Source organism: Tessaracoccus yangjingae (assembly GCF_055326235.1).
The window spans coordinates 180,915-197,795 of the sequence record NZ_JBUZNN010000002.1 but is presented as its reverse complement, the minus strand read 5'-3'; the positions used below and the strand labels follow the sequence as shown (position 1 = coordinate 197,795).

Here is a 16,881-nt window from a genome sequence, read left to right as displayed (position 1 = left end):
CCTCCGGACGCTTTCTGTGGTTCGCTGAGAGAGCGCTCTCTGGGAGCGCTCTCTCACGGGCGAGGGTGCCCGTGGAGACCCCTCACGAAAGGCCACCGCATGTCCGGACCGGGGTCCCGATACCTCACGAGAGCAGGCGGCGCCGCGCTGGCGTCCGCACTGCTTCTCCCCTTCCTCACCGCAACCTCCGCAGTCGGCGCCGAGCTTCCCGTCGTCGACGACTTCGAAGACGCACTGGTCACCGGCGCCGCCACCGCCGGGGGCGTACCGCTGGGCTTCTTCACCGCGACCGACCCGAACAGCACGACAACCTTCGAGCGCACCACCGCACCACCCGCGCCGGTGCCGGAAGCGGCCGACGGCAACCACGTGCTCAAGGGCGACTTCACCGTCGACTCGTTCGGCGTGATCATCCACGGGTTCGAGGACGAGACCTCGACCCAGTGGGCGTCACAGGACTGGAGCGCGTTCGAGGGCCTGCAGTTCAAGCTCTACGGCCAGAACACCGGCACCAACCTCTTCATCGACGTGATCGACAACACCGCCCCCGGGACCACCACCGACACCGCCGAGCGGTTCAGCGCGGCCTTCGTCGACAACTTCAAGGGCTGGGCGACCATCCAGCTGCCGTTCGAAGACATGGCTCGCAAGGAGATCGGCAACGGCGCCCCCAACGACGGCTTCGGCCTGACGGAGGTCCACGGCTGGGCGTTCGGGACGCTCGCCACCGAGGGCACACAGTCCTACTACCTCGACGACTTCGATCTCTACGGCGTGGCGCCGGAGCGGCCGCTCACCGTCGGCTTCTCGGTCGCCGACACCAAGGTGGTCGAGGGAGAGACGGCAACGGTTGAACTGAAGCTGAGCAAGCCCTCGGCCGAGCCGGTCACCGTCGACTGGGCAACCACCACCGGCACGGCGACTCCCGAGCGCGACTACGTACCCGGCTCCGGCACGGTCACCTTCGCGCCCAACCAGACCCGCGCGACGCTCGAGGTGGACACCATCGACGACGACGCCTACCAGGGCGAGCGCGGTGTCGTCGTCGAGCTGAGCAACCCCCAGGGCGCCGGGATGGGGCGGCCGCCGCTGACCCGCGTCCTCGTGCTCGACGACGAGAGCTACGACCCCAGCCTCATCGACGGCTTCGAGGCCGGCGCGTACTTCTGGGACGCAGGGAAGCGCGCCACCGTCGGGACCCGCGAGATCGCGGCCGGCGACCCGCTGGAGGTCCCCGGCCAGGACGCCTACGAGAACGTGCTTGAGGCCTCGCTGCCCACCTCGGGCAACACCGCCGTGCGGCGCGAGTTCCCCGCGGCTCAGGACTGGAGCAGCTCTGCCGGGCTCGAGTTCCTCTACCACGGCACGGGCTCCGGCAAGAAGGTGACCGTCGGCATCGAGAACAACGCCACGCGGAGCGGCGACGCGAACCCCGCGAACTGGACGTCGGCCTGGGCCGACGAGTTCAACACCCCCGCCGGCACCGCGCCGAACCCCGAGGTCTGGACCCACGAGATCGGCGACGGCACCATCATCGGCAAGCCCGGCTGGGGCAACGACGAGCTGCAGTACTACACCGACAGCACCGACAACGTCGCCACCGACGGCCAGGGCAACCTGGTCATCACCACGCGTGCGACCGACCCCGAAACGGCGCAGCAGTGCTACTACGGCCCCTGCCTCTACACCTCCGCCCGCCTGGTCACCCAGAACAAGGCCGAGTTCCAGTACGGCCGGATCGAAGCGCGCGCGCAGGTTCCCCGGGGTTCGGGGCTCTGGCCCGCGATCTGGGCGCTGGGCAGCGACATCAACCGCAACCCGTGGCCCGCGTCCGGTGAGATCGACATCATGGAGAACGTCGGCCGCAACCCCAACACCGTGTTCGGCACCATCCACGGCCCGGGTTACTCGGGTGGCCAGTCCTTCGGCGGGACCTACGACTTCGACGTCCCCGTCGCGGACAACTACCACACCTTCGCCGTCGAGTGGGCGCCCGGGGAGATCACCTGGACCGTCGACGGGATCGAGTTCCACGACGCCGCACCCGCGGACGTGGACCCGAACCAGTGGGTCTTCGAGCACCCGTTCTTCCTCATCATGAACACCGCTGTCGGCGGAAACTTCGGCGGCGCCGTCAGCCCGGACACCGTGTTCCCGCAGACCCTGAAGATCGACTACGTGCGCGTCTACCAGCAGGTGACCCGTCCCGTGACCTTCACGTCGATGTTCCGCGACGATGTCGCGGGATGGCAGAAGATCACTCTGCCGTTCAGCTCCTTCACCAACAACCGGGGCGCGACGCCTGACCTCACCGACGTCAGGGCAGTGACCCTCTCCGCGCAGACCAAGCGCGGCGAGTCCGTGCTGATCGACGACCTGCGGTTGGCCTGCGCCCCGACCATGGAGGTCACCACAGACGCCGACAGCGGGGCGGGGTCCCTGCGCTCCGCGCTGGGCACGGTGTGCGCCGGCGGGACGATCACCTTCTCCCCGGACCTGGCGGGCGCCACCATCCTCAGCAATGCTGAGCTCACCCTCGGGAAGAACGTCACCATCGACGCGTCAGCGGCGCCCGGCGTGGCAGTCAGCGGTCAGGGCACGAACCGCGCGCTCGTCGTCAACGCCGGCGTGACAGCCAGCGTCACCGGGCTCACGTTCCGCGACGGCTACGGCTACGAGCTGGCGGGCGCGGTCCTCAACAACGGCAACCTGACGCTCGAGAACGTCGTGGTCGCCGACAGCGACGTCAACACCGGCGGCATCGAGTTCTGGAAGGGCGGCGCCGGCATCTACAACGGGGAGAACTCCACGCTGGTGCTGCGCGACAGCACCGTGCGGGACAACTCGGTGACCGGCGGCGCCGGCGGCGGCGTCTACGGGTTCTTCGGCTCGAGCGTCACCATCGAGCGCTCGACGATCAGCGGCAACAGCGCCAACGACGTCGGCGGTGGCATCCGCTCGCTCGGCAACACGACGATCGTCAACAGCACCATCAGCGTGAACACCTCCACCGGATGGCACGGCGGCGGCGTGTTCCACACCGACGGCGCGCTGGTGATGGAGTACTCCACCGTCGCGGCGAACACCGCGCCGGACGGCACCGCGGGCGGCCTGTTCCTCGGCTCGTTCGGGGCACCGGACGGCAGGGCCTCCCTCACTGGCTCGGTCGTGTCCGGAAACTCCGGCGACGAGTGCATCGTCTTCTACGGCGGGCCGTTCACCATGGAGTCAGGCGGCCACAACGTGCTGAGCGACACCTCCTGCGGCGCGCCTGCGGGGACCGATCTGGTCGGCGAAGACGCCCTCCTCGGGGCGCTGGCCGACAACGGCGGGCCCACCCTCACGCACGCGCTCCTGGCGGGAAGCCCCGCCATCGACGCGGGCGACGGCGCCTCGTCACCGGCCACGGACCAGCGCGGCGTCACCCGGCCGCAGGGCGACGGCCCCGATGCCGGCGCCTTCGAGGTGGAGGTGGCGTGATCTGACCCGGCGGGCTTATTGCCAGGCCGGCCCGCGCGGAGCACTCCTCCACGCGGGCCGGTCCGCTGTCAGTCCCAGCCGGGATCGGCTGGGCCGTCGCCGTGGTCGGGGATGGGCAGGCGCGCCCCGCCCTGGCGCGCGGACTCGAACGCGATCACGCCGGGAAGCGTGAACCGGGCCGCCCGCCAGGCGTTGACCGGGGGCTGGGTGTCCGTGGTCACGGCGCGGACGAAGTCGTCGGCGAGGTAGTGGTGGCTTCCCTCGTGTCCGTTGTGGGCGCCGTCGAACTCCCGCGGGAGCCGCGCGCGGTCCTGGACCTTGGCGCTGCCCGAGGCGAAGCTCTGCATGAGCGCCGGGTCCACGTCGCCGAAGCCCTCCGGCAGCTCGCCGGGGCCGGTGGCCAGCAGGTCACTTACGTCGAGCGTGGCGCCCTTGGCGTAGTCCTCACCCTCGGTCTTGACGCTGAGGGTGGCGCCGTCGCCCGACTGCTCGAAGACCTCCTCGGTGCCGTAGAACCGGAAGCGCGACTCATGGCCCTTCCAGTAGCCCACCCGGCGGAACTCGTTGGTGCGCATCGCGCCGCCGTCGGCAAGCTCGAAGAGCGCGGTCATGTTGGAGAAGTCGTTGTCCCAGCGGGAGACCGACCTGTCGAAGATGCCGTCGGACCCGGTGTCGACGATGCCGAGGCAGGACACGGAGGTGGCGTAGGTGGGCAGCGCCCCGAGCACCCCACCGATGGCGTGGGTGGGGTAGAGCATGGGCGGGAAGCTGGCCGTGGGCTTCCAGTCCTCCCCGCCGCTGAACTGGTACGCGGCGGAGAAGCCGTTGTCCATGTCGTGGACGTAGTCGCCCTCGGAGTAGAAGACGCGTCCGAACGCCCCGTCGGCAACCCGCTTGCGCGCGTAGATCACCGCGGGGTTGTAGTAGCTGGTCTCGCCCATCATGTAGATCAGCCCGGTCTCCTCGACCTTGGCGACGATGGCGGCGATCTCCTCGGCGCTGATGGCCATCGGCACCGCCGAGTAGACGTTCTTGCCGGCGCCGAGCGCCTTGAGGGCGAGCTCGCCGTGGCTCCAGCGCTGGGTCATGATGGCCACGGAGTCGACGTCCGAGGCCAGGAGCGCGTCGACGTCGGCGAAGCTCCCGGCCAGGCCGTACTGCTCGACGTGCTGGGCCGCCCTCTCCGGGACGAGGTCCGTCACGTAGACCTCCTCCACGGCCGGGTGGAGCTGCCAGAGGCTGATGAAACTGCGGGCGAACTGGCCGGTTCCGATGACACCGATCTTCATGGTGATCAGTCCTTTCGACTGAGGGTGTGGAGCTGAGGGGCGTGGGCCGCTTCGACGCGGCGGACACCAAGTTACCCGGGTAACCTGCCAGAATGCAAGTGGCCTAGGATGAGGCTGCGGGGAGCCCGGAGGTCATGTCCATCCGGTCCGCCGCGAGATCAGTGAAGGAGGTTCGGCCGGTGCCATCGGAGCCCACGTCGCCCCGGGACCGGCCTCGCGCCGTGACCCGCACCGACGTCGCGCGCCAGGCCGGCGTCAGCACCGCCGTGGTCAGCTTCGTGGTCAACGGCGGCCCCAAGACCGTCTCCGAGGCAACGAAGCAGCGCGTGCTGGACGCCGTCGAACTCCTGGGCTACCGACCGAACCGCACCGCCAGGGCCCTGTCGCTGGGAAGCACCACCACCCTGGGCCTCGTGGTCGGCGACACGACCAACCCGTTCTTCGCCGAGTACACCCGCGAGCTGCAGCAGGCGGCGGCAGACCAGGGCTACGCTCTGCTGATGACCGCCGGCGGCCCGGGGCCCGACGCCCCCTTGCGCGCCATGCTCGACCTGTGCGACCGCCAGATCGACGGCCTGATCGTCGCGAGGGCGACCGCCGTGGGGCGGCTCGAGGAGTTGCGACGCAGGGGGGCGCACCAGTCAGTGGTGATCATCGACGCGGCGGCACCCCTCCCCGGCTACGCCACCGTCGGCCCTGAGTCCGCGCAGGGGATGGCGATGGCGGTGGGGCACCTCCTCGGCTCGCATCACCACAGGAGCGTCGCGCTGGTCATCGGCGACGACGTGGAGCCGGACGCCGACGGTCGCGAGGCCGGCTGGAAGCTGGCGCACGCCGAGCGAGGCCTCGTGCCGGGCCGGGTGTCGCGCACCGCCTTCACCCGCGACGGCGGCTACCGGGCAGGGCTCGAGCTTCTGCGGAGCGAGGATCCTCCCACCGCAGTGGTCACGAGCTCCGACCTGCAGGCGATCGGCCTGCTCACCGCCGCCGGCGAGCTCGGGCTCCGGGTGCCTGAGGATGTCGCCCTCGTGAGCTTCGACGGCACCGAGGAGACCCGGTTCTCGGCCCCGCCGCTCACCACGGTCCGCCAGCCCGTCGCCACCATGGCCGCCGCCGCCATCGACCTGGTGATCCACCAGCGGCCCCCCGCCCACGAGACGTTCCCGATGGAACTGGTGGTCCGCCGATCGTGCGGATGTGCGCCTCAACCCGCGATCTCGGGCGCGGAGACGAGGCGCCAGGGGTAGGCTCGGCCGGGTTCGACCGGGCATCCACCCACACCGCCGCAGAGGGGATCAACGACATGGCCAAGCTCATCTCCACCCTGTTCATTTCGGCCGACGGTGTCGCGGAGATCGACCCGGCCTGGCATTTCCCCTACTTCGACGACAACATGGGCCGCGCCGTCGGCGAGGACTACGACACCTCGGACGTCCTCCTCATCGGGCGCGTGACCTACGACAGCTTCGCGGGGGCCTGGCCGGATCGGGAAGCGGCGGGCGGAGACGACGCCCCCTTCGCGAGGCAGCTGGGCGACGTCAGGAAGGTGGTGGCGACGCGCCAGGCGCCGACCTTCACGTGGCGCAACTCCGAGGCGATCGGTGGGGACCTGATCGAGGCCGTGACGAGGCTCAAGTCTAACGAGTCGGTCCGCGGCATCCTCATCCCAGGCTCGATCTCGGTCGTCCAGCAGCTCCTCGCCGCGGGCCTCGTGGACGAGCTGCGGCTGCTGGTGCACCCTGTCGCGGCGCGCCAGGGGCGGAGGCTGTTCGACGACGGCGCTGAGCCCTACCACCTCAGGCTGCTGGCCACCGAGGTGTACCCGACAGGCGTGATCCGCGTCATCTACGCGCCCCAGACCGCTCCCGCCCCCGTCGGCTACGACGAGGTGACGGACAAGGTCCCCTCGGGCTCGTAGCGACGGCGCGGCGCGGAAGGCGTGGTCACCAGCCCCTGGATCCAGGCACACCCTTGAAGGGCCCGGTCACCGACGAGGTGATCCAGCCCCCGTAGAACCCGCCCGGCTGGGGCACGACACGCTCCCCTCCCACGTAACAGGCGTCCATCGCGCCGGCGTAGAGGGCGACATGGTCCGCCAGCTCCGCGAAGGGCTCGGCCGGCGTCGGGTAGAACCATGCCGCGGCGGGCGCGTTGCGCCCGCCCCCGGAGACGTCGAGGTACCGCGCCGCCCCCTTCCACTCGCAGAAGGATCCACCGGGGGCCGGGCGGAGCGATCCCTCGACGAAGCTGGACCGGGGCAGGTAGTACGTGGGCGGGTGGCTGGTCTCCAGCACCTGCCAGGACTCCGACGTCCGGCAGATCACCTCGCCTCCCAACACCACCTCGATCGGCAGGGTGCACCGACGCAGCAGTGGCGGGCGGGGGTAGTCCCACACCGACTCCTGCCCCGGGCCGATGGGATCGGGTCGTGGCCTGAACGACATGGATCGACGATAGCCGCGGCTCCAAGCCCGACTCTGCCCGCTGTTGACAGAACATGCCCACTTAGGTGACACTGAAGCCCGTAACGATCACTCTCGGGCATATTCGGGCGGTCGTGTCGTCAATGTTGATGGAAAGGAGCCACTCCGTGGCCAATGAAACGTCGAGCCCTCCGGGGCCGCCCCAACTCGCAGACGAGAACGTCTCCGAGTTCGGCTACAAGCAGGAGATGAAGCGCGAGCTGGGATGGTTCACATCCTTCTCGGTGGCGTTCGGGTTCGTGTCCATCGCCACGGGCATCTTCACCACCTACGCCGCGGTCATCCAGACCTCAGGGCCGCGGGGCATCTGGACCTGGGCTGTGGCTGCCCTCGGGCAGTTGGCGGTCGCATTCGTGTTCGGCGCACTCGCTGCCCGGATCCCCGTGAGCGGCTACTCCTACCAGTGGGTCTCGCGTCTGGCGAACCCGATCCTCGGCTGGATCATGGGCTGGGTCTCCTTCACCTTCCTGGGCGTCGTGGTCGTGGCGGTCGACTACACGATCGCTTCGGCCATCACCCCGGTCCTGTTCAACTACGAGGGCAACAACTGGAACGCCTGGCTCATCACGGCAGTGGTGATCCTCGTCCAGGCGGTCCTGGTGGCATGGTCAACGCGCGCCACGCAACGGGTCAACAACGTCGCAGTCACGATCCAGATCATCGCGATGATCACGCTGACGGTGCTCCTGCTGGGCGTGGGACTCGCGACGCGCAACTTCGACGTCGACCTGCTGTTCACCACTGGTCATGTTCCGGAAGAGGGCTACTTCTCGGTGGGCTCGCTCACGTCGGCGGGGCCGTGGGCACTCGGATTCCTCCTGGGCGCGTTCACCATCGTCGGCTTCGAATCGGCCGCGAACCTGGCCGAGGAGACCCGCGACCCGGCCCGCGTGGTGCCGAAGGCGATGTGGCAAGCAGTGCTGTCGCTCGGCGTCCTCGGCATGCTCTTCCTCATCGCGGTGACCGGCAACGGCGTGAGCGCCGAGGCCCTGGCAGGTTCGGGCCAGCCTGTGGCGGAGGTGATCACCAACGTCCTCGGTCCTGTCGTCGGCAAGGCGCTGCTGGTGATGGTCGTCATCTCCATCTTCTCGTGCGGCCTGGTGATCTCCATGAGTGGGGCGCGTCTCGTGTGGGCGATGTCCCGAGACCAGCGGTTCCCCGGGTGGCAGCTCATGAACTCGATCAACCACAGCAGCGGAACGCCCCTCAACGCGATGCTGTTCATGATGGTGATCGCCCAGGCGATCCTGGCGATCTTCTCCTTCACCTCAACCGACGCGATGTTCGCCCTCTTCTCGGCCGGCACTCTCCTTCCGGCGCTGATCTATGCGGGCACGGTGCTGCTCTACATCATCAAAAGGAAGACGCTGCCGCCGTCGATGGGCTTCACTCTCGGCAAGTGGGAGATCCCGGTTCTGCTCTCGGCCTCCGCCTGGCTGATCTACGAACTGCTCATCTTCCGCGATGAAGCCTTCCGGGAATCCTGGAGCTACGTCCTCATCATGTTCGCCGTCGGTGCCGTCTATCTCGCCTACCTGCTGCTGAGGCACGGGCGCCACGCGCTCAAGATGCCCGACATGCATGACATCGACAAGGAACTCGACACATGACACAACCGGGCAGGTCCGTTGACCGAATCTGACTGTTCCTACGTCAGACTGGGAACCAGTAGCCGCTGGCCGGATCGCTGGCCAGACCAGCCGAGAGGACCATCATGCTGCCCACGACACGACAGGCCAGGATTCTTGCCGAGCTCACCGAGGCCGGCGAGGTGCGCACCGAGCACCTCGCCGAGGCGCTGGACTGCTCGGTCGAGACAGTGCGCAGAGACCTGGCCGTACTTGAACGGCAACGACGAATCCGCCGTGTGCATGGCGGCGCCGTCCTCTTCACGGCAGATGCGGTCCAGGAACCGACCTTCGACGAGCGCAAGGACATCGCCGCAGACGAGAAGCGCGCGATAGCCCACTACCTCGTCTCGCAGATCGACTCGACGGCCCTGGTGTTCCTTGACCTGGGCACCACCGTCGCTGCTGTGGTGGACGCCTTCCCGGCATCCTTCCGGGGCACGGTGGTCACCACCTCGCTGCGCGTCGCCTATGAGCTGGCCCGCCTGGAGCATGCACGGGTGCTCCTCACGGGGGGGCAGTTGCGGCGAGGGGACCTGTCGCTGTCGGGCAGCAAGGCCGCCCGCTTCCTCCGGGACCTGAACCCGGATGTGGGGATCGTGTCGGCGGGGGGCGTCTCCGTCGAGAAGGGCATCACCGACTTCGAGATGGAGGAGACCGAGCTCAAGCGCATCGTCCTGGGCAACGCCCGCCGCAGCTACCTCGCCGTGGACTCCTCCAAATTCGGCCAGGTGGCACCCTACGCCGTCGCCCAGATCACTACCCCCACAAGCATCGTCACCGGCGAAGGAATCCCAGCGGCCGTAGCCGCCCGTCTCCGCTCGCTGGGCGTCGACCTCCGCATCGCCACCGGCAGCGGCGCCGATTCCAGACCAGAACCAGAAAGGTAGACCACAGACATGGCCATCCTCGCGCTCGACCAGGGCACCTCAGGATCAAAGGCGATCGTCGTCGACGAGGACGGCGTCCGCGCCGTCGTCGAGAAGCCCATACATCCCAGCTACCTGGGTGACGGCGGTGTCGAACAGGACCCGCTCGAACTCCTGGACTCGATCATCGAGGTCGGCCGCCAGGCCATCGAACAGGCCAACGCACCGATCGAGGCCGTGTGCCTTGCCAACCAGGGGGAGAGCATCCTCGCCTGGGACCCTGAGACAGGCCGGCCGCTGACGCCCATCCTGGTCTGGCAGGACTCCAGGGCGGCCTCCATCTGCGCCGAGCTGTCGATGCACGCCGACGAGGTGCACGAGTTGACCGCCCTGGTCCTGGATCCCTACTTCACGGCTCCGAAGATGGCCTGGCTCCGGAGAAACCTCACCACCGAGGGCGTGGTCACGACGACTGACACGTGGATCGTCCACCGACTCACCGGCGAGTTCGTCACCGACACCTCCACCGCCTCCCGCTCCCTCCTTCTCAACGTGGACACGCTCCAATGGGAGCCCCGCCTCCTGGACATCTTCGGGCTGGCGGACGAGCAGCTGCCACGCCTGGTGGCATCCGACGAGATCGTCGGCACCACCTCAGTCTTCGGGCCGCAGGTACCCGTCACGGGACTCATCGTGGACCAGCAGGCCGCCCTGCTCGCGCAGAGCTGCCTGACCCCCGGATCCGCGAAGTGCACGTACGGCACGGGCGCGTTCCTCCTCGCCAACATCGGCGAGCGGCCAGTGCGCTTCGACAACGGACTCACCACATCCGTCGCTTGGACGCTACGAGGGGCCACGACCTACTGCGTGGACGGGCAGGTCTACACCGCGGCCTCCGGCGTGCGGTGGATGCAGCGCCTGGGGCTCTTCGACACGCCGGACCAGATGGACAGCATCGCAGCGCCGTCGTCCGAGGGAGTGTTCTGCGCCCCTTCGCTGGCGGGACTCGCCGCACCGTGGTGGCAGCCGAACGCGACCGGCTTCGTGTCCGGCCTCAAGCTCTCCACCGGCAAACCCCACATCATCCGGGCATTCCTGGAGGGCATCGCGGCCCAGATCGCCGAACTCTCCGACCTTGTCTTCGGCAGCATTGACGCCGATCTGGTCGCCATGCGCGCCGACGGCGGCCTGACGCGCAGCTCCGTGCTCATGCAGGCCCAGGCCGACCTGCTCCGCGTGCCCGTCGAGATCTATCCCTCCGCGCATGCCACACCCATGGGCGCCGCAGCCGCGGCGCGGATGGCGCTCGATCCGCGGCTGACCCTCGCAGAGGCGCCCTTCCCCTGGAAGGCCTCTGCCACCTACCAGCCCCAGATGCCCGACAACGACGCCGAGCGCTTCAGGAAGCACTGGCGCGCGTCCGTCGACGCCCAACTCGCCCTGGACCAGGCCTGGGCCGCCTCGAACGCACCCGAGTGAGACAGGAGCAAGGAACCATGACAACCACACCACACGACTCCGTCTTCGACTTCGCTGTGATCGGCGGAGGCGTGGTCGGCGCCGCCATCGCGCGAGAGCTGGCAGGAACGAGCCGATCCGTGGCGATCGTCGAGGCCCGCGACGACGTGTGCGAAGGCACCTCGAAGGCGAACACCGCGATCCTCCACACCGGCTACGACGCCAGCCCCGGCACCCTCGAATCAAGGCTCGTGGCGGAGGGTTACCACCTCACGCTCGACTACGCCCGGGCCACCGGGGTGGGGGTGGACGTCACCGGCGCCGTGCTTGTGGCATGGGACGACGAGCAGGAAGCAGCCCTGCCCAGTCTCAAAGAGAAGGCCGTGCGGAACGGCTACACCCTGACCGAGATCATCGACGCCGCGCGAGTCTACGAGCTCCTACCCCACCTCGGCGAGGGCGCGCGAGGAGGCTTGACCGTACCCGACGAGTCGATCATCGACGCATGGTCGCTGCCGCTGGCACTGGCCACCGACGCCGTGAACCGCGGCGCGGTCCTACTCCTCAACAGGGCCCTCACCGGAGTGACCCACACCCCCGAGCTCACCCTCCTCGCCACCACCGGAGGCGAGGTCCGGGCCCGTTGGGTGATCAACGCCGCCGGCCTGGGGGGTGACACCATCGACCAGCTCTTCGGGTACGACCGCATCCACATCCACCCCAGGAAGGGCGAGCTGCTGGTCTTCGACAAGCTCTCGGCTCCACTGGTCGACCGGATCGTCCTGGCCGTCCCGTCGGCCAAGGGCAAGGGTGTGCTCGTCAGCCCGACCGCCTTCGGCAACGTCATGCTCGGCCCCACCGCAGACGACATGGAGGACCGGACGGATACGTCGACCACCGAGGACGGGTTCGCCTTCCTGCGGGAGAAGGGGGCCCACATCTTCCCCGAACTGCTCAGCGAGGAGGTGACCGCCTCCTACGCCGGGCTGCGTGCCGCGCACGACCTCAAGGACTACCTCATCGACCTCGACGCCGAGCATCGATACGTCATTGCCAGCGGCATTCGGTCAACCGGGCTGACCTCCGCCATGGCGGTGGCGAAGCACATCGTGGCGATGCTGAGCGGCGCGGGTGAAGAGCTCGTGCCGCGTGCGGACCTGCCCGAGCCACCCTCCATGGCGCCGCTCGGGCAGAGCCAGCTACGCCCCTTCGAGAACGACACGCTCATCCGCCGAGACCCGGAGTACGGCAAGGTCGTCTGCTTCTGTGAGCGGGTCACCAGGGGCGAGATCCGTGATGCCTTCGCCACCCCCATTCCGCCCACGGGCATCAACGGGCTCCGGCGCCGGACCCGCGTCATGAACGGACGCTGCCAGGGCTTTTTCTGCGGCGCCGAAGCCACCGCCCTGGTCGAGCAGCACAAGGAGACGAACCGATGACCACCTACTCCCGCACTGTCACCCCCAGGGTCGCGATCGTGGGCGCCGGCCCCGCAGGTCTCACCTGCGCCGCGGAGTTGGGCCGCCGCTACGGCTCGAACGTGCTCCTCATCGACCGCGAGAAGGATCTGGGCGGCATCCCGAGACACTCCGACCACCCGGGCTACGGGATCCGGGACCTGCACCGCTTCATGTCCGGACCGGCCTATGCGCGCCGATTGGCCGCCGATGCACGCGCCGCCGGCGTCACCGTCATGACCGAGACCCAGGTCACCGGCTGGACCGACGACGGCCTCGGCCTGGCCGCCACCTCCGCCTCCGGCAGGATCCTCATCAAACCGGACGCCGTCGTTCTGGCGACGGGGGCACGGGAGCGGCCCCGCACAGCCCGGCTCATCCCCGGAGACCGTCCCGCGGGCATCCTGACCACCGGCCAACTGCAGAACCTCGTCCACCTCCACCACCAGAAGGTGGGCACCAGGGCAGTGATCGTGGGCGCCGAGCTGGTCAGCTGGTCGGCTGCTCTCACACTCAAGGAGGCGGGGTGCGCCACCGTCGCCTTGGTCTCGCAGTACGCCAGTCCCGAGTCCTACGCCCTCTTCACCCACCCCGGCAAGCTCTTCTTCGGAACCAAGGTCATCACCGACTCCAAGGTCGTGCTCGTTGAGGGCCGGGGTCGGGTCCGGGCTGTCGTCATCGAGAACCAGGCAACCGGCGAGCGCCGGAGCATCGAGTGCGACACCGTCGTCTTCACCGGCGACTGGGTGCCCGACCACGAGATCGCCAGGCTCGGCGGACTCGACATGGATCCCGCCAGCAAGTCCCCAGTCGTCGACTCGTCACTTCGCACCTCGCGCGACGGGGTCTTCGCCATCGGCAATCTCCTCCACCCCGTTGAGACCGCCGACTGCGCCGCCCTGGACGGACGGCACGTCGCCGAGCAGGTCACGCGCTACATCGACGGGCAAAGGCCTCGAGAGAGCGCGGTGCGCCTGCTCGTGGACAAGCCTCTCCGCTGGGTGGCGCCGAATCTGCTGCGCGAAGGCGACCCCCTCCCCGCCCGGAATCGGCTGGTCCTCTGGACCGACGAGTTCAAGAGAAGCCCCGTCGTCGAAGTGAGGCAGGGCGGGCAACTACTCAGCAGGACGCGGCTCTCCTGGCCGGCCGCCCCGGGTCGAGCCTTCCGCATCCCCAGCAGCGTGCTCGAACATGTGGACCGTCGCGCCGACGACGTCCGCATCAGCATCGTCTGATCCGCCCAAACCGAAAGGACCACCGACCATGACCCACCGACAGAACATCCCCTCAGGCTCGCCCCGCGAGCCCGTCCTCGGCTACTCCCGCGCAGTGAGGGTGGGCAGCCTCGTGTTCGTCGCCGGGACCACCTCCGGTGGCGTCGGCGAGACAGCTGCCGACCAGACCCGTGAGATCTTCAACCGAATCGAGAAGGCGCTCGCAACCGCCGGCGCCACCTTGAACGACGTCGTGCGCACCCGGGTCTTCCTCACCGACATGGCCGACTTCGACGCCGTCGGGGCGGTGCACGGGGAACTCTTCCGCGACATTCTCCCTGTCACGTCCACCATCGGGACGACCGCGCTCGCATCGCCCGACCTCCTCGTCGAGATCGAAGTTGATGCGGTCCTCGACCCTGTGTAGCACGGATCGGCGTGCGGCCTCGGAGAAGGTGGGGTCAGGCGGCGGTGTCCACCATGACGAGCGTCATGCGGCAGGCAGTCTCCGCGACCAACGCGTGCGAGGCTCCCGGCGCAAGATAGACGATGTCGCCCTCCCCCATCGCGTGCTCGGCGCCGTCGACGGTGAACCGCATCCGGCCGCTCACGAGTTGGACCACGACAGCCCGTGGGGACGTGTGCTCCGTCAACATCTCCCCCGCGTCGAACGTGAACTGGACCACACGCATCAGGTCGTTGTTGACCAGCACGCGCGACGTCGTCGATTCAGCCACCACAGGTAGGGCGCCGGCCAGGGCCAGGTGGGCGGAGGATTCGGTGACAGGTGTCGGTTTAGCCATGCGTCGAGCCTACGCCGCTGGACTCCACCGATGAGTGGTCAGACGGCAGGCCTCACCGCTGCGGCCGGGTTCTGGTGAAGACGTTGGCGAGCAGGACGAAGACGAGAGGTCCCGCGACGCCCCAGCCGAGGATGCCGATCAGGATGCCTTGGTCCGGCGAGACCGCCAGCCACGCCAGACCGGCCAGGCACAGGGCGCCGCTGAGCCCCATGACGACCCGGAGCACCCGCTGAAGCGGGTCACCGCCGAAGATCGGCGCGGCTAGCAGCATCGACACCCCGAAGAACCAGTCCCACACGAAGTTGTCCAGCACGAACGCCGGCGCAGGCCACCGATAGGGAAGGAACAGCGCACGCCACGACTCGTCGAACAACTCCGGCGAGCTGCTCACCAACAGAAGCAGAACGTTCACACACGAGGTGACCGTGACGCACGCGACCATCAGGCACAGAGCAGCGAGCCCGTAGATCCTGCGCTCCGGGTCCGCGACATCGTGCACCACCACCATCGTCAGCACGAGGGAGGGCCCCATCAGCACGACCAACAGGGCCATGACGGCCAGGAAGGGCCCACTCTCGACGACCCTTCCCCCCTGCAGAAACGCGATGCCCGACGCGACGGCATAGACCTGGTAGATCGCGAACGTCGTCCAGGCGGCCGCGGCACCGAGGACTCGCGCCCGGGGTCCTTGTCGACGTTGAGAAGCAGATCCGGGCCGTGCGGTCATGTCGCGGTCCGGCCGGCGCGCCACTCCGCATCGCTCATGGCATAGACGAGGTTGTCGTCCCAGGCCCCGCGGCACCAGTACGACCTGGGCGCGAACGACTCGACGTGCATCCCTAACCGGTCGAGCAGCTTGGCCGAGCGGACGTTGTCCGGCGAGAGCTGACCGATAACACGATGGCACCCGAGCCGCTCGATGAGGTCGGCCACCACGGCGGAGGCGGCCTCGAACGCGTACCCCTTCCGCTGGTGCTCGGCCCGCAGCGTGAAACCGATCTCCGCGACACCGCCGTGCCCATCCAGCGAGACGTACAGGTCTCCGACGAGTTCTCCGTCGTGCTCAAGTCCGATCTGACGGGGCTCGCCGGGGATGATGTCCGTCCAGGTCGACTGGGCGGCGACGAGACGCTCCACGTGTTCCCGCGACACCGGAAGGTCCCAGTCCTGCAGCGCCGCCACCTCGGGGTGGTTGCGGTAGGCGAGGATGACGTCCACGTCGTCCTCCCGCAGCGGTCGAAGAACCAGGCGCTCGGTGCGGAGGGGGTAGGGGGAGCTCACGCCTCCAGCATCGCCAACGGCGGGCGCCTGGGCAAGGGGGCTGCGGCTCCCCCGCGGACGCGCCTGGGGAATCCGGGTGTCCAACGGTGGACGGCGTGCGACGATCGGGGCATGACCATCCAGGTCGCGTTCTTCCGGAACATGAACCTCGGCCAGGCGCGGAGCCGATCGCCACGCAGTTCCGAGCTGCTGGACGCGTTCGCGGCCGCCGGCGCCACCAGCGCAGTGAACTTCCAGACCAACGGCACCGTGATCTTCTCCGGCCCCGAACCGACGGCACTCGCGCGGGCCGTCGTCACCCGACTCACCCCATCCACCGGCTACGCCGACCTCGTCGTCGTCCGTCCCGCCGACTGGCTGATTGACACGGTCAGGCACCTCGACCCCGGCCTCCCCGCCGGGGAGGTGGCCCTCTTCGACGCCCCCAGCCTCCCAGAGCTGGTCCTCCCCCACCGCGAAAGCGTCCCCACCGGCGAGCTCATCGTGCACGCACTCGCCTCCGGCCACGCGGTCACGAGCACCACCGGCAACGGAATTTCCGCCGGACCGGTGCTCACCAGGCTGATCGGCGTCCCGGTCACCTGCCGGGGGATCCCCACGATGCTGCGACTCGTCGCCCGGCTGAAGACCCTGGCCGCGCACGACGAGGAGGCCCAGCAACCACCAGAGGATGCGATGGGAATGCCGGTCCAGGACGGGTCTACGCTCCCCGGGCAGGAGTCGAACCTGCTGCGCTAATCCTGATTCAAAGTCAGGCGGGCCCTACCGAAAGACCAACCGGGGAACGGCCCCGAAGGGCCTTGGCCGAGTCTATACAGCCGCGGCCCGGGGCGCCCACCCGTTGGGCGCCTGGCCGCCGCAGACCGGCTCCGTCCTCGGAAAGACCTCCGAAGAAAGTGTTGTCCGAGGTCCTCGATCT

The 16,881-nt window shown here is 68.7% G+C and carries 15 protein-coding genes and 1 tRNA gene; 10 read left to right on the top strand and 6 right to left on the bottom strand.

All coding sequences use genetic code 11. From position 1 onward, the window contains the following. The first annotated feature begins 99 nt into the window (after nt 1-99). Nucleotides 100-3,480, top strand: a complete 3,381-nt coding sequence (locus tag ACZK5D_RS03770) for a choice-of-anchor Q domain-containing protein (protein WP_463664332.1) — start codon at nt 100-102, stop codon at nt 3,478-3,480. A gap of 68 nt (nt 3,481-3,548) precedes the next feature. Here the strand turns inward: ACZK5D_RS03770 and ACZK5D_RS03765 are convergent, their stop codons facing one another. Continuing rightward, a complete protein-coding gene (locus ACZK5D_RS03765) occupies nt 3,549-4,769 on the bottom strand; it encodes a Gfo/Idh/MocA family protein (RefSeq protein WP_463664331.1) in 1,221 nt (406 codons plus the stop codon). A gap of 221 nt (nt 4,770-4,990) precedes the next feature. Here ACZK5D_RS03765 and ACZK5D_RS03760 point away from each other — a divergent pair, with 221 nt between their 5' ends. Continuing rightward, a complete protein-coding gene (locus ACZK5D_RS03760; RefSeq protein WP_463664330.1) occupies nt 4,991-6,016 on the top strand; it encodes a LacI family DNA-binding transcriptional regulator in 1,026 nt (341 codons plus the stop codon). A gap of 56 nt (nt 6,017-6,072) precedes the next feature. Beyond that, nucleotides 6,073-6,687 (top strand): dihydrofolate reductase family protein, encoded by a 615-nt coding sequence (locus tag ACZK5D_RS03755; RefSeq protein ID WP_463664329.1) that lies wholly within the window; start codon nt 6,073-6,075, stop codon nt 6,685-6,687. A 25-nt stretch (nt 6,688-6,712) separates the two neighbouring features. Here the strand turns inward: ACZK5D_RS03755 and ACZK5D_RS03750 are convergent, their stop codons facing one another. Next, nucleotides 6,713-7,213: a DUF427 domain-containing protein gene (locus ACZK5D_RS03750; protein WP_463664328.1), complete on the bottom strand. Its 501-nt coding sequence runs from the start codon at nt 7,211-7,213 to the stop codon at nt 6,713-6,715. Between the two features lie 146 nt (nt 7,214-7,359). Between ACZK5D_RS03750 and ACZK5D_RS03745 the strand changes: the two genes are divergently transcribed. From ACZK5D_RS03745 to ACZK5D_RS03720, 6 genes are all read left to right on the top strand, one after another. Then, the gene (locus ACZK5D_RS03745; protein ID WP_463664327.1) at nt 7,360-8,862 is read left to right on the top strand and encodes an APC family permease; all 1,503 of its coding nucleotides are present in this window, start codon (nt 7,360-7,362) and stop codon (nt 8,860-8,862) included. 104 nt (nt 8,863-8,966) lie between these two features. Then, nucleotides 8,967-9,770, top strand: coding sequence for a DeoR/GlpR family DNA-binding transcription regulator (locus ACZK5D_RS03740; protein WP_458996199.1), 804 nt, complete (start codon nt 8,967-8,969; stop codon nt 9,768-9,770). A gap of 9 nt (nt 9,771-9,779) precedes the next feature. Beyond that, on the top strand, nt 9,780-11,228 hold the full coding sequence (locus ACZK5D_RS03735; RefSeq protein ID WP_463664326.1) for an FGGY family carbohydrate kinase: 1,449 nt from the start codon (nt 9,780-9,782) through the stop codon (nt 11,226-11,228). A gap of 17 nt (nt 11,229-11,245) precedes the next feature. Beyond that, a complete protein-coding gene (locus ACZK5D_RS03730) occupies nt 11,246-12,646 on the top strand; it encodes an NAD(P)/FAD-dependent oxidoreductase (protein WP_463664325.1) in 1,401 nt (466 codons plus the stop codon). Continuing rightward, on the top strand, nt 12,643-13,899 hold the full coding sequence (locus ACZK5D_RS03725; RefSeq protein WP_458996196.1) for an NAD(P)/FAD-dependent oxidoreductase: 1,257 nt from the start codon (nt 12,643-12,645) through the stop codon (nt 13,897-13,899). The genes ACZK5D_RS03730 and ACZK5D_RS03725 overlap by 4 nt, the downstream gene beginning before the upstream one ends. A gap of 28 nt (nt 13,900-13,927) precedes the next feature. Beyond that, nucleotides 13,928-14,305 (top strand): RidA family protein, encoded by a 378-nt coding sequence (locus ACZK5D_RS03720; protein WP_458996195.1) that lies wholly within the window; start codon nt 13,928-13,930, stop codon nt 14,303-14,305. A gap of 34 nt (nt 14,306-14,339) precedes the next feature. Here ACZK5D_RS03720 and ACZK5D_RS03715 read toward each other — a convergent pair whose 3' ends face one another. Genes ACZK5D_RS03715 through ACZK5D_RS03705 form a run of 3 tightly spaced genes read right to left on the bottom strand, consistent with a single transcriptional unit; the run spans nt 14,340 to nt 15,962 of the window. Beyond that, nucleotides 14,340-14,681, bottom strand: coding sequence for a cupin domain-containing protein (locus tag ACZK5D_RS03715; RefSeq protein ID WP_458996194.1), 342 nt, complete (start codon nt 14,679-14,681; stop codon nt 14,340-14,342). A gap of 52 nt (nt 14,682-14,733) precedes the next feature. Further along, nucleotides 14,734-15,408, bottom strand: coding sequence for a hypothetical protein (locus tag ACZK5D_RS03710; protein WP_463664324.1), 675 nt, complete (start codon nt 15,406-15,408; stop codon nt 14,734-14,736). Next, a complete protein-coding gene (locus ACZK5D_RS03705) occupies nt 15,405-15,962 on the bottom strand; it encodes a GNAT family N-acetyltransferase (RefSeq protein WP_463664323.1) in 558 nt (185 codons plus the stop codon). Before ACZK5D_RS03705 ends, ACZK5D_RS03710 begins: the two co-directional genes overlap by 4 nt. Nucleotides 15,963-16,073: 111 nt before the next feature. On the opposite strand from ACZK5D_RS03705, the gene ACZK5D_RS03700 reads away from it, so the two are divergent. Further along, nucleotides 16,074-16,700, top strand: coding sequence for a hypothetical protein (locus ACZK5D_RS03700; protein ID WP_463664322.1), 627 nt, complete (start codon nt 16,074-16,076; stop codon nt 16,698-16,700). On the opposite strand, the gene ACZK5D_RS03695 is transcribed toward ACZK5D_RS03700, so the two are convergent. After that, nucleotides 16,668-16,746: transfer RNA gene (locus ACZK5D_RS03695), tRNA-Gln, on the bottom strand. The two genes, ACZK5D_RS03700 and ACZK5D_RS03695, sit on opposite strands and share 33 nt — an antisense overlap. Nucleotides 16,747-16,881 lie beyond the last annotated feature (135 nt).